This is a genomic window from Pseudonocardia sp. CA-107938 (assembly GCF_050936315.1).
In the GTDB taxonomy this organism is placed as follows: domain Bacteria; phylum Actinomycetota; class Actinomycetes; order Mycobacteriales; family Pseudonocardiaceae; genus Pseudonocardia.
In genome coordinates this window covers 2,765,127-2,786,540 of the sequence record NZ_JBNJNA010000001.1, presented here as the reverse complement: position 1 = coordinate 2,786,540, position 21,414 = coordinate 2,765,127, and the positions used below count along the sequence as shown (strand labels likewise).

The following is a 21,414-nucleotide window of genomic DNA, read 5'->3' as shown; positions in this document are numbered from 1 at the left end:
GGATGACCGACCTGTCGACCGAGCTGTTCGTCGCCCACCGCAACCTGCTCTTCACCGTCGCGTACGAGATGGTCGGATCGGCCGCGGACGCCGAAGACGTCCTCCAGGAGACGTGGTTGCGGTGGAGCGAGGTCGGTCTCGACCACGTGCGCGAGCCGCGCGCCTTCCTGCTACGGATCACCACGCGGCAGGCACTGAACCGCATCCGCAGCATGCAGGGTCGCAAGGAGGTGTACGTCGGGTCGTGGTTGCCCGAACCGCTGCTGACAGCGCCGGACGTGGCCGAGCACGCCGAGCTCGTCGAGAGCCTGTCGATGGCGATGATGCTCGTTCTCGAGACCCTGGCACCGACCGAACGGGCGGTCTTCGTGCTCCGGGAGGTCTTCGACGTGAGCTACGACGAGATCGCTGCCGTCGTCGACAAGAGTCCCGCGGCCGTCCGCCAGATCGCCCACCGCGCCCGCCGGCACGTCGCGGCCCGCCGTCCCCGCGAGGCGGCCTCCCCGCGTGAGACCCGCGCGGCGCTGGACGCGTTCCGGCAGGCCGTCGAGACCGGTGACCCGCAGGCCCTCCTCGACGTCCTCGCCCCCGAGGTCGTGCTGGTCGCCGACGGTGGCGGCGTCCGGCAGGCGGTCCTGCGACCGGTCGTCGGCGCCGACCGCGTGGCACGCCTCATGCTCGGCGGTCTGGGCCGAGCCGGGGGCGCCGGACTCCGGCTCACGATCGGACCGACGGTGGTCAACGGCAACCCCGCGCTCGTCGTGCACCTGAACGACCAGCTGGACGGCATCCTGGCCGCCCGCGTCGAGCACGCACGCATCACCGGCCTCTACTACGTCCGCAACCCGGACAAGCTCTCCCGGCTCGACTCCGCGACCGCGCTGACGCTGCGCTGAACCTCCGCGCTGGCCCGTCACATCCGAAAGTGCGGGAGGACGTCCTCGGCGTAGCGCTGCATCTGCTCCAGCGTCTCGTCGAGGTCGTTGCTCTGCAGGTGGAGCGTCAGACCGGTCATCCCGTGGTCGGCGCGGTCATGGCGTTCTACAACGACTGCTCCGACGAGCTCGTCGACTGGGCGTACTCGAGGCTCGTCCCGGAGCCACCGGCGCCCATGGCCGAGCCGGTGTTCGTGCCGAGGTTCTGGGAGAACACCGGCCACTCCCGCAGCTTCATCATGGGATCCCGCGACACGACGTGCTTCCCGGCACTGGCGCGCTCGCAGGCGAAGCGGCTTGGAGTCGTCCCGCTCGAGATCGACACCGGCCACTCCCCGTGGCTGAGCAGGCCGGCCGAGTTCGCCGCACTGCTGGTCGACGCGACGAAGACCGAGCCCGTGGGACCGCTGATCCCGACGTCGTTGTCGGACCACACCAGCTGAGCGTGCGGGCTGGCACGTCGGACCTCCCCGGTCCGGACGGGCACGAGCGGACCTGATCATGCAGTGTCCCGGCGACTGGGCGGGCGGGCCGAGAGCCCCCGTCCCGTCGTCGGATGGCGGCACAGCGCCGCGATCTCGTCGAGGCGGTGCGAGCACGCCGCCGAAGCAGTGCCGGACCCGTGGTGGCGGTGCCGCAGCAGGCCCTTCCTCGAGGGATTTCAGCGGCCGATGTCGTCCAGCTCGGTCACGTCCTCGTGAGAGAGGGAGAGTCCCGCGCCGGCGATGTTCTCGCGCAGGTGCGCTGTCGATGACGTGCCGGGGATGAGCAGGATGTTCGGTGATCGCTGCAGCAGCCAGGCCAGCGCGACGGACGTCTGTGTCTGCTTCGATCGGGCGGCGACCGCCGAGAGCACCGAGAACTGGAGCGGGGTGAAGCCGCCGAGGGGGAAGAAGGGCACGTACGCCACGCCTTCGGTGGCGAGCCGGTCGATGAGCTTGTCGTCGTGGCGGTGGGCGAGGTTGTACATGTTCTGCACGCACACGATCGGCGCGATGCTCTGTGCCTCGGCGACCTGCTCCTCGGTGGCGTTGCTGACCCCGAGGTGGCGGATCAGGCCCTGCTGCTGGAGTTCCACGAGCGTCTCGAACGCCTCGGCGAGCGAGCCGGGCTGGGGACCTTCGGCGTTGCCGAGTCGGAGGTTGACCAGGTCCAGTACGTCGAGCCGGAGGGACTCGAGGTTGTCGTGGACCTGGCGGCGCAGATCTTCGGGTCGCCGTGCCGTGGGCCAGCCACCCTGTTCGTCGCGGGTCGCGCCCACCTTGGTCACGATGTGCAGCGACTCGGGATAGGGGTGCAGCGCCTCGCGGATCAGCTCGTTGGTGACCCGGGGCCCGTAGGCGTCGCTGGTGTCGATGTGGGTGATCCCGAGATCGACCGCTTCACGCAGAACGGCCAGGGCACCCTCGCGATCGGCGGGCGGGCCCATGACCCACGGGCCGGCCAGTTGCATGGCGCCGTAGCCGAACCGGGTGACGGTCAGGCCACCCAGAGTCCAGGTGCCGCCGGGAAGGGAGAGGGAGGGCGTGCTCATGCTGTTGCCTTTCGTCGTGCACGTGGGGGTGGCGACTGGCGCCTCCCCTGCATCAGCATTGGAGAGAAACTCCCTGCCGGGAAGTAGGCACCTTGGAGTGCGCAACCCGCCCATCGGTGAGAGGTGCGATCTGTGACGACGACGAAGGCGGCCCAGAAGAGGGCCCAGAAGAGGGCTCAGGCCAAGGTGGAGTACAACGCGTTCCTGGAAGGCTGCCCCAGCCGGCAGCTGCTCGACCGGATCTCGGACAAGTGGGTCGTCCTGATCCTGTGTGCGCTGGGCGGCGACAACAAGCCTGGCCAGCCCGCTGCAGCACACGCAGACGCCCCGAAGGCGATGCGTTACTCCGAGATCTCTCGCCTCCTGGCCGGGGTCAGCCAGAAGATGCTGACCCAGACGCTGCGGTCGCTGGAGCACGATGGCCTGCTCACCCGCACGGTGACGCCAACGGTCCCTGTCACCGTCTCCTACGAGCTGACCGACCTCGGCCGCTCGCTTCATCACATGACGCGCGGGCTCAGGAACTGGGCGCAGACACACATGGCCGAGGTCATCGCGAACCGCGAGAAGTCCGACGCTCGCACCTCCTGACGCCTCACCTCCAACCACCCCACGTCAGCGCCCCACCATCAAGTCCGTGGCGGGGTTCTGAGCGCCCCCTGGCGAGACGAGGCCGGACCCGCGAGGTCCGCCTCTTCAGCCTGGCGCGCCGCTTCCCGGCGCAGGATGCGGACGATCTGCGCGACGGCGGGCGGGTGCGGTCCGGGGAGACTGGCCAGGACGACCCGTCGGTGTTCGACGGGACCCTCCACCTCGACCAGCCGCACGCCCGCCGGAACCGCCCCGGCCATGCCCACGGGCACGGTGGTGACGCCGCACCCGGCCGCCACCAGCTGGAGCTTGGTCAGCCAGTCGCGGACGGTGTGAGCGATGCGCGGCCGCCCCGGCAAGCCCGGCCACACTCCCATCCCGGGCTCACCGGCGCTCGACGGGCTCGCGATCCAGTCCTGGTCGACCAGGGACTGGATGTCCACGACCCCGCCGGCCCCCAATGCGGTCGCGGCCGGCACGGCGAGCAGGAGCACCGTGTCGATCAGAGTCACGCGCTCCAGAGGCGGGATCTGGTCGTCCAGCGGATGATGCGGTGGCCGCGACGAGAGGATCGCCAGATCGATCGCGCGCGCCCGCAGCGCGCGCACGAGTGCGGGCGTGGACGCCTCGCGGGTCGTGACCCGGATACCGGGGTGTGTGCGGCGGAGTGCAGCGAGGGCCCTGGGCAGGATCAGTGCGCTGGCGCTGGGGAACGTGCCCAGGCGCAGGACGCCGCGATCGGGTGGTAGCCCGCTCAGCTCCCGCTCGGCCGCAGCGACGGCGTCCAGCGCCACCACCGCGTGCCGAAGCAGTGTCTGCCCGGCCGCGGTCAGGGCGACACCTCCGGTCCGTCGTTCGAAGAGCTTCAGTCCGGCGGCGCGCTCCAGCGCAGCGACCTGCCGCGAGACCGCGGACTGGGTGTAGCCCAGCTCCGCGGCGGCGGCCGTGAAGCTGCCGCGCTCGGCGACCTCGCGCAGCACCCGCAGACCGGTGATCGACGGCTCCATGACGTTGTTGCATACCCCGTATGCCGGACTTTCGCTAGCCGCATGGGGTTGGCCGAACCTAGCGTGAACGGCGCCGGGCGCGCACCGATGAGCGCGCCCACCCCGATGCACCAGGAGCCCCTCATGCCGTTCGTCGAGATCTACCTTCGTCGAGATCTACCTCCGCAAGGGCAAGACGCCGGAGTACCGCAAAGCCGTCTCCGAGGCGGTGCACGAGTCGATGCGGGAGGTGTTCCAGATCCCGGAGGACGACTTCTTCCACGTCGTCCACGACTTGGCGCCCGGCGACATGCTGCACCCACCCACGTTCTTCGGTCTCGAGCGCAGTGCGGACACGGTGATCATCCGCATGACGTTCAACCGGCGGCCCCCGGCGCAGAAGGCGGCGTTGTTCGACGCGGTCGCTGACCGCCTCGTGGCCGACCTGGGGATGCGCCGCGAGGACGTCCTGATGACGGTCCTGGAGACGGCCGCGGAGAACTGGTGGGTACACGGTCGGACCATCGATCCCGACACCGGCTTCGACGTCCGCATGAGCCGGGAGGCCATGGCGGCCGGGCAGGTCGACTGAACGGGCCGACCGCCCTTCTCTGCCACCCGACGGCTGCTACTGCCCGGGCCAGAGCAACGCCTGGGCGAGGATCACGTGCTCGCCGTCGAAGGTGGCGGCGGGCCCTTCGTGCAACCGGTAGCCGAGAGCGAGCGCTTCGCTCACGCGGCGGCAGAACTTCTCGTCGTCGGGCCCGGTCAGCACGCGATAGATCGGCAGCCCGTCAGGCGGCGCACCCACCACGGCAGTGTGCCACGTGTCCGCCGACGCCTCCGCCACCTCCGTCAATCGTCGCCGCGCCGGTCCTCCCGCGACGGCTGCGCCGTGCCGAGTTCGACCACGTTCAGCGCGCTCAGCTGACGGTCGAATCGTGCGATGGCAGCTCCGGCCGCATGATCGGCGTCACCGACTCGTAAGGGTCGAGGCCTGCGGCGGTCGCTAGCGTCCACCGGGTGGCGAGACCCGGTCTGAAGGTGCGCACGATCGGGCCGGACGCGCTGGTCGTGCTCGGTCTCGTCGCACTCGTCGGCGCGGCTGCGGCGCAGGGCCGCGCGCTGCTGGCCGCGGGCGTGGACATCTTCCTGGCGTTCCCACCGCTGCTGGCGGAGTGGTTGCCGCACGTCGGTCCGGGCACGCCGGCCGCGGTCGCGATCGGGCTGGCGACGGTGACGACCGGCCCGGACCTCGCGCAGCGGTTGGCCTGGCGCCCGTTGCTGGGGACGGCGTGGGCGGCGGCGACCGCGTGGACGGTGTCGCTCGCGCTCGTCGACGGGTGGCAGCGCGGCGTGGTCGAGCGCCTGACCAGCGACCAGGAGTACCTGAACGACGTGCCGCGGGTGCCCGACATCACGGCCGCGCTGGGCACCTTCGCCGACCACATCCTCACCGACCAGCCGGTCTTCTGGTCCACGCACGTCGGCGCCCACCCGCCGGGCGCACTGCTGCTGTTCGTGTGGCTCGACCGGATCGGCCTCGGCGACGGGGGCGCGTCCGGCGTCGTCGTGATGGTGGTGGCCGGCTCGGCGTGCGTCGCGGTCGCTGTGGCGCTGCGCGCGCTCGGCCACGAGGACCTCGCACGGCGGGCCCTGCCGTTCGGGGTGCTGCTGCCCGGCGCGGTGTGGATGGGTGTCTCGGCGGACGGGCTGTTCGCCGGGGTGCTGGCGTGGGGGGTGGCGCTGCTGGCGGTCGGGGCGAGCCGCCGCCTGCCGGCGGCGTTGGCCGGTGGGGTGCTGCTCGGGTGGTGCCTGTACCTGTCCTACGGCTTGGCGCTGGCGGTCCTGTTCCCGCTCGCGGTGCTGCTCGCGACGCGGAACGTGCGGGCGCTGCTTCTCGCGAGCCTCGGCGCTGCCGCTGTCGTGGCGGCGTTCACCGCGGCGGGGTTCTGGTGGTTCACCGGGTTCGCGCACGTGCGGGTGATCTACGCGGCGAGCATCGCTGCCACGCGCCCGTACTCCTACTTCGTGTGGGCGAACCTGGCGGCCGTCGCGATCGCGGCGGGCCCGGCCGTCGTGGTCGCGCTGCGCCGGCTACCTCTGCTGCCGCGCCCGGCGCTGCTGCTCACCGGGGCGGCGCTCGCCTGCATCGCGCTGGCCGACCTGTCGGGCATGAGCAAGGCCGAGGTGGAGCGGATCTGGCTGCCGTTCGTGGTGTGGCTGGTGGTGCCGTGCGCGCTGCTGCCCCGGGCCCGCTGGTGGCTGGCCGGGCAGGTCGTGCTGGCCCTGGCGGTCAACCACCTGCTGCTGACCGTCTGGTGAGCAGCAGCCGGGCGGCGTAGACCGCGCCGGACACCGCGAACACGGCGAGCGTGAACACCACCCAGCGCCCCAGGAACGGCTCCTGGTCCAGGCCGGTGGCGGCGACGTTCGACGCGGTGCCCTGCCGCACGATCCCCGGCAGGAACACCAGCAGGGTCAGTCCCGCGGCCAGCGCCGGCACCCGGACGTGGTTGCGCGCGGGGACGGGCAGCCGGGCCAGCGCCCGGTCGGCGGCCGTGTACAGCGGGAACAGCACGAGGTCGTGGACGACCGCGGCCCCGACGAACCACACGAGCAGCCGCAGCAGCGCCGGGCTGTCGAGCCAGAACGACACCGCGTAGAGCCCGAGCGCGACGCAGAACACGAGCGGCAGGTACTGCCAGCGGCCGGCCATCACGACTCCCGGAACTCGATCGAACGCACCCACTTCGTGCAGTGCACCCCCGGCAGCGCCGGCACCACGACCCGCGCGGGGAACCCGTGGTCGAGGCTCAGGTCGACGCCGTTGACCTGCAGCGCGAGCAGCGCGTCGGGATCGGTGACCTGCGCGCCGTAGAGCGTGGCCCGCCCGAACGGGCCGGGATCGGCCGAGTCGACGAACGCCGACGCCGGATCGGGCACGCCGGCCAGCGCGGCGAGGTCGCGCAGGCGCACCCCGGTCCACGTCTGCTGGGTGGACCAGCCCTCCACGCACGCGATCGGGAGGTCGGCGGTGTGCTGGGGCAGCGCGGCCAGCTCCGCGCGGGTGAACGCGCGGCCCCCGTTCAGGACCAGGTGCCAGGAGCCGTCGACGGCGATGCCGGCCGTCGCCGCCGTGCGGTTGACCGGGAACGCGTTCGGGCCCTCGCCGGCGACACGGCCGCGGGGCAGCAGGAACGCCAGCGCGCGGCCGGGCCCGTCGAGCACCTGCCCCGCGGCGATCAGCCCCAGCAGGCCGATCCCGCCGCCGACGAGCGCGAACGCGCCGCGCCGGCTCATGGTCGGCGGGTCAGGGTCGGGCGCGACCAGGCCGGTCTCGTCGGGCTTCTCGGGACGCGTGTCCGCGATCGAGGTGGCCAGCTCGGCGCGCAGCGAGCGCGACCGCAGGCTGCGCACCATGATCGGCAGCTTCAGCGCGACGTGCGCGACGAACGCCCCGACGAACACCCACGCGCCGACGTAGTGGCCGAGGTAGAAGTCGAAGCCGAACGCGTAGTCGTACTGGATGTTCAGCAGCCCGGTGGCGATCTCGAACAGGACGCTGCCGACCAGCAGCAGGAGCGTGCCGCGCTCGAGCGCGTGCCGCACGGACGCCGCCGGCGGCCAGGCGAACAGCTTCGGCAGGACCGACCACAGCTTCGCCAGCACCACCGGCACCAGCACGATCCCGAGGAACACGTGCAGGCCCTGCGAAAGCCGGAACAGCCACGTCGGCCGCGTCGGCCACTCGATCCCGGGCAGCGACAGCAGCCCGACCTCGCCGGGGATGGACTGGCCGGGCCCGTAGGCGAGGTGGTCCAGGAGGCCGGTGACGATCACGATCGGCAGCCCGGCCAGCAGGACGGCCGCGAACACCGAGGTCAGCCACGGCCCGCGCAACGGGCTGCGGAATCGTGGGCGTAATCGGGGGAGGAACCGGGACACGACCGGCGACGCTAGGCCGGACGCGGGCCGGGTGGCAGTCGCGCGCCCGTTCGGTGAGGACTTCGTAAGGCTTCGCCGCCTCATGCGCGGGCCAGCTCGGCGAAGGCGCGCACGCCGGCGCGCGTGGACACCACCTGCAGCCCGGCGGCCGCGGCGCTGCGGATCAGTGCCGGCAGACCCACGACCGCCCAAGGGATCTGTGGGCCCGGCCCCAGCGGGGTGTGCAGCCGGACGGTGCCGCACCAGTCGGCTTCGACCGCCGGATCGGTCTCGACCAGCGCGGATCCGCCCGGTCGCAGCAGCGCGGCGACGCGGGCGAGCAGCCGTTGCGGGTCGCCGCCGATGCCGATGTTGCCGTCGGCGAGCAGCACGTGCGCCCACCGCCCCTCCCCCGGCAGCGGGTCGAACAGGTCCCGGCGCAGCACGTCGGTGGGGCACAGCCGCGCGGCCGCCGGCGAGTCGTCGACGCCGATGGCGAGCACGCCGCGCTCGGCGAGCGCGGCGACGAGCCGGCCGGGCCCGCACCCGAGGTCCAGGACGGGTCCGGCGCAGCGGTCGAGCATCCACGCGTCCTCGTCGTCGGCGTCGGCGAGCCAGCGCGCGACGGGCAGCACCAGCTCCCGCCCGTCGCTGCGGACCAGCCGGGTCGGCACTCCGGACAGCGGTGCGTCGAACGGGGTGGGCGCGACGATCGTGTCGATCATCGAGCGGGTACCGCCAGTACCCGGGCGGCCGCTGCCGCGAACCGGGTGCGCGGGGCCAGCGCTGCCACCGCGGCCGCGTCGGCGGCGGTGTCGACGTCGCGCAGCTGCGGTGCGATCGCCACCCGCAGCCCGCCTGCGCGCAGCGCGGCCAGGGTGGCTGCGCCGGTGTCGTCCCGGGAGGTGGGCACGTCGGCGATCAGCGTGGCCGCGCGCGGGTCGCGCAGACCGAGCAGCCACCAGCCGCCGTCGTCGGCGGGCCCGAGGACGGCGTCGGCGCGCGCGAGCCGGGCCGCGCAGTCGCCGAGCAGTGCCGGGTCGACCTGCGGGGTGTCCATCCCGATCTGCAGGCTCGACCGGCCGGGCAGCAGGGCGGCCGCGTCGGCGTGCGCGGCAGCGATCCGGGCGCCCAGCCCGGCACCGCGCTGGCCGATCACGGTGCAGTCGCCGAGCGCGCCCGCCACGGCGGCCGCCCGGGCGCCCTCGCCGACGTTCCCGGCGAGCGCGACCACGGGTAGCGCGCCCGGCACGGCGGACGCGGCGGCGAGCGTGTCCAGCAGGGCGGCGGCGGCCAGCTCAGCGGCCTCGTCCCGGGTCGCGGGCGGGCAGAGCCGGGTCTTCACCCGGCCCGGCACCGGCGCCTTGGCCAGCACGATGAGCGCGAACGGAGCGGTCACCGCAGCAGCTCGGCCATCGCCGTCGCGGCACGGACGGTGCCGCGCACCGATCCCGACACCTTCGACCGGCCGCCGGCCCGAGGCCGGTAGGCGACGTCGATCTCGTGCAGCCGCCACCCCGCGGCGCCGGCGCGCAGCAGCAGTTCGAGGGGGTAGCCGAACCCGCGGTCGGCCACCCCGAGGTCCAGCAGCGCGCGGCGGCGCGCGACGCGGACGGGCGCGATGTCGTGCACCGCGACGCCGCGCCGGCGCAGCAGGGCCGCGATCACCGCGTTCCCCACCCGCGCGTGCCACGGCCACACGCCCCGACCGACCGGCACCCGGCGGCCGACAGCGAGGTCCGCGCCCCCCTCCACGGCCGCGACGAGCGGCGCCAGCACCGCGGGATCGAGCGAGCCGTCGCCGTCGAGGACCGCGACGAGCTCCGCCCGCGCGGCCAGCAACCCCGCGTGCACGGCCGCGCCGTAGCCGCGCCGCGGCTCGTGCACGACGCGGGCGCCGTGCGCCGCAGCGACCGCAGCGGTGGCATCGCGTGATCCGTTGTCGACGACGAGCACCGGCCAGCCGGCGGGTAGCTCGGCCAGCACCGTGGGCAGCGCCTCGGCCTCGTCGAGGCAGGGCAGGACGATCTCGGGCACGCCGTTCACGTCCATGATCGTGGTGCAGATCGGGCAGCTCGTACGCCCGAACGGCCTTACCGTTCCATGACGTCGGCACATGCGTGGCTTCGCGGCTACCGCAGCGGGTCCGTCGCGAACCGGGCGACGCCCTCGGCGAACCCGGTGGCGGCGCTGAACCCCAGCAGCCTCCCCGCGAGCGCCGGGTCGGCGACGACGTGCCGGACGTCCCCGGCCCGGGCGCCGCCGACGATCTCCGGCGCCGGTCCGCCCATCGCCGCGGCGAGGGTCGTCGCCAGGTCGCCGACGGTGCGCGGGTCGCCCGAGCAGACGTTGACCGCGGTGAAGCCGGAGGCCGCCGCGGTCAACGCCAGCACGTTCGCCGCCGCCACGTCGGTGACGTGCACGAAGTCGCGTCGCTGCGCGCCGTCCTCCAGGACCCGCGGCGCCCGTCCGTGCTCCAGCGCGGACCGGAAGATCGACGCGACCCCGGCGTACGGGGTGTCGCGCGGCATCCGTGGGCCGTACACGTTGTGGTAGCGCAGCGACCACACGCCGCCACCGGTCTGCCGGGCCCAGGTGGCGGCGAGCTGTTCCTGGGTCAGCTTCGTGACCGCGTAGGTGCTGCGCGGATCCATTGGCGCGTCCTCCCCGACCAGACCCGGCACCAGGTCGCGTCCGCAGGCGGGGCAGCGCGGCTCGTAGCGCCCGGCGTCGAGATCCGTGGGCGTGCGCGGTCCGGGTCGCACCACCCCGTGCTCGGCGCAGGTGTAGCGGCCTTCGCCGTAGACGACCATCGACCCGGCCAGCACCAGGCGGCGCACGCCGGCGGCGTGCATGGCGGCCAGCAGCACCGCCGTGGCGACGACGTTGTGCTGGGCGTAGTCCGGCGCGTCGGCGGGCGAGACGCCGTGGCCGACCATCGCGGCCTGGTGGCACACGGCGTCGACGCCGTCGAGCAGGCGGTCGATCAGCGCGCTGTCGCGGACGTCGCCGACCACGACCCCGTCGGGTGCGGCCGCGTCGCGGCCGTGCGCCTGGGGCAGCAGCAGATCCACCCCGACGACCTCGTGCCCGGCCGTGCGCAGCTGCTCGGCGATGTGGGAACCGATGAAGCCGGCCGCGCCGGTCAGCAGGACGCGCACAGCACACCTCGGTCGCGGATGGGATCCTCGGCGATCATGCCTGCCTCTCGTCGTCCGTACCCTCGTCGAGCGGACCGGGGGTTTCGACGAGCAGACCAGGCGCCCTCCTCGCTGTCAGGGACAGCCGACGACGCGTAAGCGAACCGAAAGATCGGTGGCGCTCGCCCGCCGGCGCCGCGTCGCGCCCAGCGGAGGCTGGCGTGCGTGACGTCGGACGGTCAGCGCCGCAGGTCGCGGAACGCTGCCAGCAGGGAGTCCTGCGCGCTGGCCGACAGCGTGTCGACGGGCACGGAACCCAGAGCGGCGATCGTCGCCCGCATCTGGGCGAGGTAGATCCGGCACGGCGCGCAGATCGCGAGGTGGGCTTCGATCGCGGCCACCTCGTCGTCCGGGAGTGTGCCCTCCAGGTACTCGGTCAGCAGCTCCACCAACTCGATGCAGGCGATGTCGCGCGGGCTGTCGCTCGCCGTCACGCGATCGCCTCTTCCAGCACGCTGCGCAGCTTCGCACGGCCGCGGTGCAGCAGCACCCGCTGGTTGGCGGGGGTGAGGTCGAGCAGCTCGCAGACCGTCTCCCCGTCGAGACCGTGCACATCACGCAGCTCGACGACGGCGCGCTGGCGACCGGGCAGGGCGGAGAGCGCGCGGCCCAGCGCGGCCTGGAACTCCGCGGCCAGCACGACCGGCTCCGGTCCCCAGTCGTGCGGCGCGGCGGCATCGCGCCAGTGGCCCGGGTACGGGTCGTCGTCGTCGCGGAACCGGTCCGGGTCGACCGTCGGGCCGTCGAGCTCGGCGTTCACGCGTTCCTCGATCCGGCCGCGTCGTCGGGCGACGTTGACGAGGATGCGGAACACCCAGGTGCGCAGCTGTGCGCGGCCCTCGAACCCGGGCAGCGAGCGCAGCACGCCCAGCCACGCCTCCTGGACGACCTCCTCGGCCGACGAGTGGGTGCGGACGTGGGCGCGCGCGACGCGCAGCATCGCGGGCGACCACTCCCGGACGACGGTCGCGAACGCCGTCTCGTCGCCCGACCGCAGGGCGGCGACCAGTTCCGGGTCCTCGACGAGCACCGAGGGACTGTAGCGCCGGTCACACGACGACCTCGACGACCCGCGGGAGCAATCTCAGCGCCACCGCAGGGAAGACGAGCACCGACACCAGGCCGGCCGCCACTAGCCCGGCGCCGACGGCGGGATCGAGCAGGTCCATCTCGTGCCCGATCGCCACGGCGGCGAGCAGGAACGGCAACGACGTCGCCTGCAGCAGGCCGACGGCGAGCAGCTCCCGGCGGCCCAGCTCGTGGCGGAACGCCAGCGCCGGCAGGCCGCGGACGAGCAGCAGCGCGAGCAGGAAGGCCGGCACGGCCGCCAGCGCCGCAGGGTGCTCGACGAGACCGGACAGGTCGAGCGTCAGCCCGCTGGTGACGAAGAAGACCGGCACGAGCAAGCCGTACCCGACGGCCTCCAGCTTCACGGGGTAGAGCGGGTGGGTGGCCGCCGGGTCCGGGTCGAGCGCGCGCACGAGCAGCCCGGCAAGGAACGCGCCGAGGATCGCCTCGAAGCCGAGCGCCTGGGCTGCCAGTGCCAGCCCGGCGACCAGCAGCACGGTCAGCCGGACCCGGATCTGCGCGCTGGTGTCGGCGAGCCGCTCGATGACGGCGGTGAGGCGCGTCGAGTGCTCGACGCCGAGGACGGCGAGCGCGATCATGCCGAGCGCGCCGACCAGCAGTGCGAGCAGCAGCAGCCGACCGGCCAGCGGTGTGTCGTCGGCGGCCAGGCCGACCGACAGCAGGACCACGGCCGCCACCTCGCCCGAGGCCGCACCGGCCAGCGCCAGCCGCCCGACGGGCTGCGCGAGCGCGCCCGCGTCCGACAGGACCGGCACGACCAGGCCCAGCGAGGTGGCCAGCAGCGCCACCCCGATCAGCGCTGCGCCGTCGACGCCCAGGGCCAGCAGCACGCCGACGACGACCGCCGCGGCGCCGACCGAGACCACCAGCGAGATCGCGACCCGCCGACCCAGGGTGCCGCGGAAGCGCCGCAGGTCGACCTCGGACCCGGCCAGGAACAGCAGGAACGACAGGCCGAGCAGCGCCAGCGCCCGCACCGTCGCGTCCGGCGTGACCCAGCCCAGCACGGACGGCCCGATCAGCACGCCGACCACGATCTCCAGCAGCGCACCAGGCAGGCGCAGCGCGGGCACCAGCCCGAGCAGCAGCGGCACGCCGGCCGCCACGGCGAGCACGATCACCAGGCCCGGCGACACGTCACACCAGCTCGGCGTCGGTGTGCACGTGCAGCAGGGCCGGACCCTCGGCGGCGAAGAGCGCCTTCATGCCCTCGTCGAGCTCGTCGGCGCTGTGCACCGGGATGCCGACCGCGCCGCACAGCCGCGCGTACTCGGCGAAGTCGGGGTTGACCAGCGAGGTCTGCCACACCGGGTACTGCCCGGCCAGCTGCTCCTTGCTGATCTTGCCGAGAACGCCGTTGTCGAGCAGGACGTGCTTGATCGGGATCCCGTACTTGACCGCGGTGGTGACCTCGGCGAGGTACTGCCCGAACCCGCCGTCGCCCGTCACGGCGACGACCGGGCGGGACGGGTCGGCGGCCCAGGCGCCCATCGCGGCCGGGTAGCCGAACCCGATCGAGCCCAGGTAGCCCGACATCAGCACCGGTTGACCGGCGCTCTCGAAGTAACGGCCGAACGAGTACGCGTGGTTGCCGACGTCCACGGCGATGGTCGCGTCGGCCGGGCAGTGCTGGGAGAGCGCCGCGAACACGGCGGCGCTGTTGACGCCGCGGCCGCGGTCGTCTGCTGCGCGGCGGGCCTTCTCCGCCCGCCAGATCGCCCAGCGCGCAGCGACGTCCGGACGCTGGTCGGTCGCCGCGGCGTCACCGAGACCCTCGATCATCAAGCGCAGGGTGACCGCCGCGTCGCCCAGCACGCCGACGTCGACGGGGTGGAAGCGGCCGATCGCCGCCGGTGCGTCGTCGACCTGCACGATCCGCTTGTACTGCGCGATCCCGGTGTGGTTGGCGAACGAGGCGCCGACGACGAGCAGCAGGTCCGCCTCGTTCATCAGCCACGACGCCACCGGCGTGCCCGACCGGCCGAGGACGCCGGCACCGAGCGGATGGGTGTCGGGCAGCAGCCCCTTGGCGCGGAAGGTGGTTAGCACCGGCGCGGAGAGGCGCTCGGCGAGCTCGCGCACCTCCGCGGTGGCCCCGCGTGCCCCCTGCCCGACGATGATCACCGGTCGCCGGGCCGCGCGCAGCCGCACCACCGCCGCGTCCCGCGTCGCGGAGGACGGGGCGACGGCCAGATCGGCCCGCCGGCCCACCGGGGTAGCCGCGGGGGCGTCCGACGGCAGGTCCTGCACCTCGTCGGGGAGCACGAGGTGCGCCACCCCGCGCCCGTCCACCGCGTGCTTGACGGCCGTGGCGGCCAGCTCGGCGTGGTCGGAGCCCGCGTGCACGGTCACCGTCGAGAGGGCGACGTCGCGGAACACGGCCGACAGGTCGACGTCCTGGAAAGCGCCGCGACCCAGCACCTTCGACGGCACCTGGCCGGAGATCGCCAGCACCGGCGAGCCGTCGAGGCGGGCGTCGTAGAGACCGGTGAGCAGGTTGGTCGAGCCCGGCCCGGCGATGGCGAAGCACGCGGCGGGGCGGCCGGTCAGCTTCCCGAACGCCGAGGCCGCGAACGCGGCCGCGCCCTCGTGGCGGATCCCGATGTAGCGCAGCTGACCGCGCTCCTCCGCGCGGCGCAGGGCGTCGGCGAAACCGAGGTTGGAGTGCCCGACCATGCCGAACACCGTGTCGACGCCCCACGCCACGAGCGTCTCGACCAGGACGTCGGAGACGCTGCGCGGTGCGGCCTCGACGTCGGGCAGCTCCACCCAGGTGCCGTCCGGGCGCTCGTCGACGGGGAACGCGAGCGGCGCGTCGGAGAACCCCTCCGGCGGCCGACCGGTGGTGGGGTCGTAGTCGTAGCCGTGCCACGGACACCGCAGCAGCCCGTTCTCGATCGAGCCTTCCCCGAGCGGGCCGCCCTGGTGCGGGCAGTGGTTGTCCAGCGCTCCGACGCGTCCGCCGCAGCGGGTCACGGCGATGCTGCGTCCGTCGACGATCGCGGTGTGCACGCGACCCTCGTCGGGGACCTCGGCGATGCGGTGCCAGGTGCTGGTCATGACGCGATCCACTCCTCGTAGCGGCCGACCGCGGTGAAGCCCAGCGCGGTGTAGAGCGAAAGACCCATCGGGGTCGACTGCAGGCTCGCGGTGCGGGCGCCCGCGCGGCGCGCCTCGGCCAGGACGTGCTCGACCAGCGCGCTGCCGATCCCGCGGCGCCGCCAGGCCGGGTGCGTCCCGACCGCGTAGACCCCGCAGTCGCTGCCGTGCCGGTGACTCCAGGCGCCCGCGACGGCCCTCCCGTCCACCACGTGCACCCAACCCGCGAGACCGGGGACGCCGTCCGGCTCGCCCAGTTCGTCGACCGGCACGGGTTCGTCGCCGGCGCGGGTCGCCGATGCGATCGAAGTGCGCACGATCCCGTCGTGGACGCGCAGGCAAGGGCGAAGCTCGGCAGTCATGATCAACGTCGTCGTGTCGCGCTTACAGCCTGCGACGCGGGAGACGGTGTCCGGCGCGGCGAAGGCGGTCGCCGGGCTTGACACCCAGAACGCCCACTCCGCCACGCCGGCGGCGGTGAACACGGTGGCGGCCTCCGCCGGGTCCGGCGCACCGATGGCCACGGCGTTGTTCAGCGGCGCCCAGTGCGGGAACACGGAGGCGACGGCTGTCTCGCCGCGGACGAGCCGAGCGCCCGGGGACAGCTGCGCGAGCGCTTCCCAGGACGCGAACAGGGTCCCCTGACCGGCCGGGGTCACCGGCCCACCCCCGCGTAGCTGACCCCAACCAGCTCGGCGACCTCGCGCTTCCAACTGGTCAGGTCCCTGGGCGTGAAGTGCGAGAGCGAGTCGTGCCCGCACGCCCTGGCGAGCACCACCATCAGCTCGGTGATCGCGCCGAGGTAGCGGGTGAGCTGCTCGGCAGCCCGCTGGACGGGCAGCCGAGCGCGCAGGTGCGGCTTCTGCGTCGCGATGCCCATCGGGCAGTTGTCGGTGTGGCAGGCCCGCATCCCGACGCAGCCGATGGCCTGCAGTGCCACGTTCGAGACGGCGATCGCGTCGGCGCCCAGCGCCAGTGCCTTGACCATGTCCTGGGCGCGGCGGAACCCACCCGTCGCGATCAGCGTGACGTCACGGGCGCCGGCCAGGTCGAGGTGCCGGCGGGCCCGCGCCAGCGCCGCCATCGTGGGCACGCTGATCGTGTCGCGGAAGATCGTGGGAGCGGCGCCGGTGCCGCCGCCGCGGCCGTCGAGGATCACGTAGTCGATGCCGATGTCCAGTGCTGCGTCCAGGTCCGCCTCGACGTGCTGCGCCGACATCTTCACCCCCACCGGGATGCCGCCGGACCGCTCGCGGACCCGGTCGACCAGCGCCTTGGCGTCCAGCAGCGTGGTCCAGTCGACGAACCGGGCCGGCGAGACGGCCGACGTGCCCTCGGGCAGTCCCCGGACCTGCGCGATCCGGCCGGTGACCTTGCTGCCGGGCAGGTGCCCGCCGGTGCCGGTCTTGGCGCCCTGGCCGAGCTTGAGGTGCAGCGCCTGCACGACGTCGAGGTGCATCTCGTCCCAGCCGAAGCGGCCCGAGGCCAGCTCGTAGAGGTAGCGGGAGTTCTCGGCCTGCTCCTCGGGCAGCATGCCGCCCTCCCCCGAGCAGATCGCGGTGCCGGCGCCCTCGGCCCCGCGGGCCAGTGCCGTCTTGGCCTCGGCGGACAGCGCGCCGAAGCTCATGTCCGAGACGAACACCGGGATGTCGAGTCGCAGCGGCCGCGCCGCGGCCGGCCCGATCGTCACCGAGGTGTCGACGGGCTGGTCGTCGAGCATCGGGAAGCGGTGCAGCTGCGCGGTCAGCACCTGCAGGTCGTCCCAGCTCGGGAGCTGGTCGCGCGGCACACCCATCGCCGCGACCTTGCCGTGCGCGCCGGCGAGCCCGCTGCGCGCCAGCTGGTGGATCTCGGAGACGAACGGCTCCTCGGGCGTGTCCTGGTGCGGGTCGTCGAAGAGCCGGTCGTAGGTGGAGGTCACGGCGCGCTCGGGGCGCATGCTCCGGTAGGCGACGAGGTCGTCCTTGTCGACGAGCACCTCGCCGTCCAGCACGTGGCAGCGGAACTTGTAGATCCGCTCGGCCGGGTTGTAGGCCGACACCCCGGTGTCGAGCCGGTAGTCCCAGCCGTGCACGCCGCAGATCAGGTTGGCGCCCTCCACCCGCCCGTCGGCGAGCAGGGCGCCGCGGTGCGGGCAGCGCCCCTCGAACACGTGCACCGCCTCGCCGCGGCGTACGAGCACGAGGTCGATGCCGTCGACCGCGGCGTGCGACGGCGTGTCCTGCCGCAGCTCGTCGAGGCGGGCGATCGGCAGGAGGGTGGTGGTGTCCATGTAACGCTCCAGGGTCGGTGCGACACGAAGGGCGGGCGCGAGGACACAGTGCCGCCGCATGCGGCGGGCGTTACACACGGAGGACCACATGGACGAGCAGGCGCTGGTCGCCACCCGCCGGTCGCTGCACGCGGTGGCCGAACTGGTGATCGCCGGGCCGCAGCACCGGGCGGCCGGCACGATCCGGCTGCAGGTCACACCCGGCGGGTTCGGCGGGGTCGCGACGCCACTGCGGGTCGAGGGCACCGACCTGGTGTGGGACGGCGGCCGCACCCCGCTCACCGGCACCTACCGCGACCTGGCCACGGCCGCGGGTGTCGAGGCCGGCCCGCCGGTCGGGGTCTACTCCGAGACGTCGGGGACCGAGCCCGACGACGCCGTGCGGATCGACCCGACCGCAGCAGACGTGCTCGCCGCGTGGTTCGCCGCCGGCGACGCGGCGCTGCGCGAGCTCGCCCCCGACGCAAAACCGGTCATCTGGCCCGAGCACTTCGACCTCGCGATCACCCTCGACGAGGTCAACTACGGCGTCTCCCCCGGAGACGCGACCCACCCGCAGCCCTACGCCTAGGTCGGGCCGTGGACTCCACGCGAAGGTCCGTTCTGGAACGCGCCCTTCGGCGCCCGCCGCGACGCGGCCGAGCTTCCCGACGCCGGCGCGGTCGGCGCGTTCTTCGCCGAGGGCCGCCGGCTCGCATGATGACCCCGACGGTTCGCGTCGACCTCGCCGGCGGCGACCATCACCGGTCGTGGCCGCGGCGGCGACGCAGGTGCAGAACCGTGAAGGGGATCGCGGCGTGGCCGACGACCAGCAGGATCGGGGCGATCACCAGCCCGGCGGCCGTCCAGCCGAGCCACTGCGATGCGGCCAGCACGCCGCCGCCCACCCCGAGGTGCACGGCCAGCATCAGCGCCACGCCGAGGACGCCGGACGCGGTGAGGACGACCGTGCGGACGTGTCTCCGCCCTGGCGCTGGTCCCGTTCGCTCGGGGACGGCCTCGGCGGACTGCCAGGTCACGGTCAGCTCGTCGCGGCGGCCGAACCGGGCGAGGTTCCAGCCCAGCAGGTCCTGGATGCGGCGCAGGTCCTCCGTGGTGGACGCTTCGGCGTGCAGGATCAGGGCCTCGCTCGTGGCGTCGAGGGCGCATCGGCCCCATGGGGCCAACGTGATCGTGCCGGACGTCGGCGTCCATTCCGCGTCGACCTGCTCGGGTCGCTCCTTGGGCCCGTCGGCGTGGTCGCGCTGCCGCATGTGGGCTCGGGCACCCTCGTGCCGGCCCATCTGGCTGGCGTGCCGGCACAGCTGCGTCAGGTACCGGCCTGCCCGGTCGGTCTCGACGCGCGCTTCCGCGATGGCGGTCATGTGCGGGTGAGGCGGACCAGCCAGGCCCGGATGCCGTCGGGTTCGGAGGTGACCTCGATGGTGCTGGGCTCGATCGCGTCCAGCCGCCATCCGTGGTCGAACGCGGCGGTGATGTCCGCGCGGGTCAGGCGGTGCGGTCCCCACTCGCCGGGCTGTTCGTCGCTGAACCCGAGTACGAAGTAGCGGCCCCCCGGGTTCAGCACCGATGCCACGCTCTGCACGAGCGCGGCCCGGTCCTCGCCGGCGAAGATGTGGAACAGCCCGCTGTCCAGCACGGTGTCGAACGACTCGCCGAGCTCGGCCAGCGCCCGCGCATCGTGGTGCAGGAACCGTGCCGCCAGCACGCGGTCGCGGGCCTTCTCCCGCGCCTGCGCCAGCGCGTTGCTCGCCAGGTCGACGCCGGTGACGTCCAGACCGAGATCCGCTGCCATCAGCGCGTGCTCCCCGGTCCCGCATCCCACGTCCAGCACCCGCCCCCGGACCATGCCGGCGTCGGCAAGAGCCCGCAGCGCCGGTTGCGGCCGGCCGATGTCCCACACGGGCCGGGTGACGTAGAGGTCGTCCGGCCGTGTCGGCCTGGTCGAACCGGGATACGGGTGGAGCGGTGTCTCAACCATGGGAGAATTTATCGAGACACCGTGTCTACGGTCAAGATGAGATGTCTTCATGATGGCCGTTGCGTATTGTTGGTGGGTGCCGAAGCTGTGGAACGCGACGATCGAGACGCACCGCAAGGAAGTGCGCGACGCCGTTCTGGACGCGACCGCGGCGCTCGTGGCCGAGCACGGGCTGCGGTCGGTGACGATGGCGCAGATCGCCGAACGGGCCGGCATCGGCCGCGCCACGCTCTACAAGTACTTCTCCACGATCGACGCGATCCTGCACGCCTGGCACCACCGTGAGGTCACCGATCACCTGCGGCAGCTCACCGACGTGCGCGACAGCACCGCGGGCGGGCGGCAGCAGCTGGAGGCGGTCCTGCAGGAGTACGCGCGGATCTCCCACCGGACCCAGGCTCACCACGACACCGAGATGGCGACCCTCCTGCACCGCGACGAGCACGTGGCCCACGCCCAGCGACTCCTCCACGCCCTGGTCAGCGACCTGATCGCCGACGGCGCCCGCGACGGCGACCTGCGCGCGGACGTCGTTCCCGACGAGCTGGCCACCTACTGCCTGCACGCCCTCGCCGCGGCCCGCAGCCTCCCGACGGAAGCCGCGGTCGACCGGCTCATCACCGTCACCCTCGCAGGCCTGCTGCCGAACGCCGTCGAGGACTGACGGTCACCTCGACGCCGGGGCGATCGCCCACGCGCGCACCACGAGCGTCGCGTTCGGCGCGGCCTCGTTCACGCCGTCGCGACCGTCGAGCAGTCCCCGGAACCCGGCTTTCGCGGTGGCGAGCTCGCCGAACGGGCCCGATCACGGAGTTCGGCTAGCTCGCGGAGGCGCGCCTTGGCCAGCTCGACGACGGCCCGCGCGGCGGGCGAGGAGTGCCGTCCCACGCGGGTCACCGCCACGAGCTGCCGCTCCAGCACGGGTGCGAACGGCCTCGCGCCGAGGACGCCGGCATCCACGTCGTCCCGGACGAACGTGTACGGCAGGACCGAGCAGTACTCCCCCCGCACCACGAGGTCCCGGACCATGTGGATCGAGTCGGTGCGGGAGACGATGTCCTCGCACACCTCCCCCAGCCCCACGCTCGCGCGCAGCAGCCCGCGGAAGCCCGGGGTCAGGACCAGCCGAAGGGACCGCAGAACGTCGGGGGTGGCCTCCTCGCCGACGTCGGAGAGCAGGTCCTGCCGCCCGACGAGCAGCATCTCGTCCGAACCGACCGCGGTGACCGAGAGCTGCGGGCTCGACTGGCCGGGCTGGTGGGTGAAGATGCCGAGGTCCAGCCGCCCCTCCTCGACCCATTCCGCCAGGAACATCGGCAGGGCCTCGACGATCTCGATCCGCGCCTGCGGATGTTCCTCGGCGAAGCGTCCCTCCAGGTGGCCGGCCAGCGCGGAGACGAGCGACGGTGACAGGCCGAGTCGCACGGTGCCCACCAGCGACGCCGCTGCCTCCCGCACCGCCGACGTGATGTCGTCCACGTAGCCGAGCAGGGTCTGGGCCATATCGTCGAGGCGGGCGCCGGCCAGCGTCGGGCGGACCCCGTCGGGGCGACGTACCAGCAGCTCGACGCCCAGCTCGCGCTCGAGCGCCTGGACCTGCTTGGTGAGCGCAGGCTGGCCGACGTACAGCTTGCGGGCCGCGCGGCTGAAGCTGCCCTCACGGACGATGGTCGTGAAGTACTGGATCTGCCGGATGTCCACCGGATCACCTCGTCCCGGCCGGCCGGGACGGCGGTCAGCGGCGCAGTCACGGCGGTGCGTCCACCACCGTAACAGATCTATTCCTGAGAGGAATAGGCC

25 protein-coding genes are annotated in these 21,414 nt (G+C 73.4%); 7 read left to right on the top strand and 18 right to left on the bottom strand.

The window, feature by feature from the left end:
• Window positions 1-2 precede the first annotated feature (2 nt).
• Window positions 3-896 carry an RNA polymerase sigma-70 factor gene (locus tag ACQEVB_RS14050; RefSeq protein ID WP_432970198.1) on the top strand — a complete coding sequence of 298 codons (894 nt, stop codon included), beginning with the start codon at window positions 3-5 and terminating at the stop codon, window positions 894-896.
• Between the two features lie 122 nt (window positions 897-1,018).
• Complete coding sequence (locus ACQEVB_RS14045) at window positions 1,019-1,378, top strand: alpha/beta fold hydrolase (RefSeq protein WP_432970195.1); 360 nt, start codon at window positions 1,019-1,021, stop codon at window positions 1,376-1,378.
• Window positions 1,379-1,596: 218 nt separating this feature from the next.
• On the opposite strand, the gene ACQEVB_RS14040 is transcribed toward ACQEVB_RS14045, so the two are convergent.
• Window positions 1,597-2,469: an aldo/keto reductase family oxidoreductase gene (locus tag ACQEVB_RS14040; RefSeq protein ID WP_432980352.1), complete on the bottom strand. Its 873-nt coding sequence runs from the start codon at window positions 2,467-2,469 to the stop codon at window positions 1,597-1,599.
• Window positions 2,470-2,601: 132 nt separating this feature from the next.
• Here ACQEVB_RS14040 and ACQEVB_RS14035 point away from each other — a divergent pair, with 132 nt between their 5' ends.
• Window positions 2,602-3,060, top strand: a complete 459-nt coding sequence (locus ACQEVB_RS14035) for a winged helix-turn-helix transcriptional regulator (protein WP_432970192.1) — start codon at window positions 2,602-2,604, stop codon at window positions 3,058-3,060.
• Between the two features lie 38 nt (window positions 3,061-3,098).
• On the opposite strand, the gene ACQEVB_RS14030 is transcribed toward ACQEVB_RS14035, so the two are convergent.
• Window positions 3,099-4,067 (bottom strand): LysR family transcriptional regulator, encoded by a 969-nt coding sequence (locus ACQEVB_RS14030; protein ID WP_432970189.1) that lies wholly within the window; start codon window positions 4,065-4,067, stop codon window positions 3,099-3,101.
• A gap of 154 nt (window positions 4,068-4,221) precedes the next feature.
• Here ACQEVB_RS14030 and ACQEVB_RS14025 point away from each other — a divergent pair, with 154 nt between their 5' ends.
• On the top strand, window positions 4,222-4,638 hold the full coding sequence (locus tag ACQEVB_RS14025; protein WP_432980349.1) for a tautomerase family protein: 417 nt from the start codon (window positions 4,222-4,224) through the stop codon (window positions 4,636-4,638).
• A gap of 36 nt (window positions 4,639-4,674) precedes the next feature.
• Here ACQEVB_RS14025 and ACQEVB_RS14020 read toward each other — a convergent pair whose 3' ends face one another.
• On the bottom strand, window positions 4,675-4,857 hold the full coding sequence (locus tag ACQEVB_RS14020) for a DUF1737 domain-containing protein (protein ID WP_432970186.1): 183 nt from the start codon (window positions 4,855-4,857) through the stop codon (window positions 4,675-4,677).
• A 212-nt stretch (window positions 4,858-5,069) separates the two neighbouring features.
• Between ACQEVB_RS14020 and ACQEVB_RS14015 the strand changes: the two genes are divergently transcribed.
• On the top strand, window positions 5,070-6,371 hold the full coding sequence (locus ACQEVB_RS14015; RefSeq protein ID WP_432970183.1) for a hypothetical protein: 1,302 nt from the start codon (window positions 5,070-5,072) through the stop codon (window positions 6,369-6,371).
• Here the strand turns inward: ACQEVB_RS14015 and ACQEVB_RS14010 are convergent.
• The 12 genes from ACQEVB_RS14010 to ACQEVB_RS13955 all read right to left on the bottom strand — a co-directional run bounded on the left by ACQEVB_RS14010 (window position 6,343) and on the right by ACQEVB_RS13955 (window position 17,633).
• Entirely contained in the window at window positions 6,343-6,765 is a 423-nt protein-coding gene (locus ACQEVB_RS14010; RefSeq protein WP_432970180.1) for a hypothetical protein, read from the bottom strand. The two genes, ACQEVB_RS14015 and ACQEVB_RS14010, sit on opposite strands and share 29 nt — an antisense overlap.
• Window positions 6,765-7,949, bottom strand: a complete 1,185-nt coding sequence (locus ACQEVB_RS14005) for a molybdopterin-dependent oxidoreductase (protein ID WP_432970177.1) — start codon at window positions 7,947-7,949, stop codon at window positions 6,765-6,767. The genes ACQEVB_RS14010 and ACQEVB_RS14005 overlap by 1 nt, the downstream gene beginning before the upstream one ends.
• A 125-nt stretch (window positions 7,950-8,074) precedes the next feature.
• The gene (locus ACQEVB_RS14000) at window positions 8,075-8,698 is read right to left on the bottom strand and encodes a methyltransferase domain-containing protein (protein ID WP_432970174.1); all 624 of its coding nucleotides are present in this window, start codon (window positions 8,696-8,698) and stop codon (window positions 8,075-8,077) included.
• On the bottom strand, window positions 8,695-9,372 hold the full coding sequence (locus ACQEVB_RS13995; protein ID WP_432970171.1) for a TIGR04282 family arsenosugar biosynthesis glycosyltransferase: 678 nt from the start codon (window positions 9,370-9,372) through the stop codon (window positions 8,695-8,697). The genes ACQEVB_RS14000 and ACQEVB_RS13995 overlap by 4 nt, the downstream gene beginning before the upstream one ends.
• Entirely contained in the window at window positions 9,369-10,025 is a 657-nt protein-coding gene (locus ACQEVB_RS13990) for a glycosyltransferase family 2 protein (protein ID WP_432970168.1), read from the bottom strand. The genes ACQEVB_RS13995 and ACQEVB_RS13990 overlap by 4 nt, the downstream gene beginning before the upstream one ends.
• 80 nt (window positions 10,026-10,105) lie before the next feature.
• The gene (locus ACQEVB_RS13985) at window positions 10,106-11,134 is read right to left on the bottom strand and encodes an NAD-dependent epimerase/dehydratase family protein (RefSeq protein WP_432970165.1); all 1,029 of its coding nucleotides are present in this window, start codon (window positions 11,132-11,134) and stop codon (window positions 10,106-10,108) included.
• A gap of 218 nt (window positions 11,135-11,352) precedes the next feature.
• Window positions 11,353-11,607, bottom strand: coding sequence for an anti-sigma factor family protein (locus ACQEVB_RS13980; protein WP_432970162.1), 255 nt, complete (start codon window positions 11,605-11,607; stop codon window positions 11,353-11,355).
• Entirely contained in the window at window positions 11,604-12,203 is a 600-nt protein-coding gene (locus ACQEVB_RS13975) for an RNA polymerase sigma factor (RefSeq protein WP_432970159.1), read from the bottom strand. The genes ACQEVB_RS13980 and ACQEVB_RS13975 overlap by 4 nt, the downstream gene beginning before the upstream one ends.
• 19 nt (window positions 12,204-12,222) lie before the next feature.
• On the bottom strand, window positions 12,223-13,398 hold the full coding sequence (locus ACQEVB_RS13970) for a cation:proton antiporter (RefSeq protein WP_432970156.1): 1,176 nt from the start codon (window positions 13,396-13,398) through the stop codon (window positions 12,223-12,225).
• Window position 13,399: 1 nt separating this feature from the next.
• Window positions 13,400-15,322, bottom strand: a complete 1,923-nt coding sequence (locus tag ACQEVB_RS13965; protein ID WP_432970153.1) for a thiamine pyrophosphate-binding protein — start codon at window positions 15,320-15,322, stop codon at window positions 13,400-13,402.
• A complete protein-coding gene (locus ACQEVB_RS13960) occupies window positions 15,319-16,020 on the bottom strand; it encodes a GNAT family N-acetyltransferase (RefSeq protein ID WP_432970150.1) in 702 nt (233 codons plus the stop codon). Before ACQEVB_RS13960 ends, ACQEVB_RS13965 begins: the two co-directional genes overlap by 4 nt.
• Window positions 16,017-17,633, bottom strand: a complete 1,617-nt coding sequence (locus ACQEVB_RS13955; RefSeq protein WP_432970147.1) for a glutamate synthase-related protein — start codon at window positions 17,631-17,633, stop codon at window positions 16,017-16,019. The genes ACQEVB_RS13960 and ACQEVB_RS13955 overlap by 4 nt, the downstream gene beginning before the upstream one ends.
• A gap of 88 nt (window positions 17,634-17,721) precedes the next feature.
• Here ACQEVB_RS13955 and ACQEVB_RS13950 point away from each other — a divergent pair, with 88 nt between their 5' ends.
• A complete protein-coding gene (locus ACQEVB_RS13950) occupies window positions 17,722-18,204 on the top strand; it encodes a hypothetical protein (RefSeq protein ID WP_432970144.1) in 483 nt (160 codons plus the stop codon).
• Between the two features lie 169 nt (window positions 18,205-18,373).
• Here the strand turns inward: ACQEVB_RS13950 and ACQEVB_RS13945 are convergent, their stop codons facing one another.
• Entirely contained in the window at window positions 18,374-18,997 is a 624-nt protein-coding gene (locus ACQEVB_RS13945; RefSeq protein WP_432970141.1) for a DUF2218 domain-containing protein, read from the bottom strand.
• Window positions 18,994-19,614, bottom strand: coding sequence for a class I SAM-dependent methyltransferase (locus ACQEVB_RS13940; RefSeq protein ID WP_432970138.1), 621 nt, complete (start codon window positions 19,612-19,614; stop codon window positions 18,994-18,996). Before ACQEVB_RS13940 ends, ACQEVB_RS13945 begins: the two co-directional genes overlap by 4 nt.
• A 76-nt stretch (window positions 19,615-19,690) precedes the next feature.
• Between ACQEVB_RS13940 and ACQEVB_RS13935 the strand changes: the two genes are divergently transcribed.
• Window positions 19,691-20,278: a TetR/AcrR family transcriptional regulator gene (locus tag ACQEVB_RS13935; protein ID WP_432970135.1), complete on the top strand. Its 588-nt coding sequence runs from the start codon at window positions 19,691-19,693 to the stop codon at window positions 20,276-20,278.
• Window positions 20,279-20,346: 68 nt separating this feature from the next.
• Here the strand turns inward: ACQEVB_RS13935 and ACQEVB_RS13930 are convergent, their stop codons facing one another.
• The gene (locus ACQEVB_RS13930) at window positions 20,347-21,315 is read right to left on the bottom strand and encodes a LysR family transcriptional regulator (protein WP_432970132.1); all 969 of its coding nucleotides are present in this window, start codon (window positions 21,313-21,315) and stop codon (window positions 20,347-20,349) included.
• Between the last annotated feature and the right edge of the window lie 99 nt (window positions 21,316-21,414).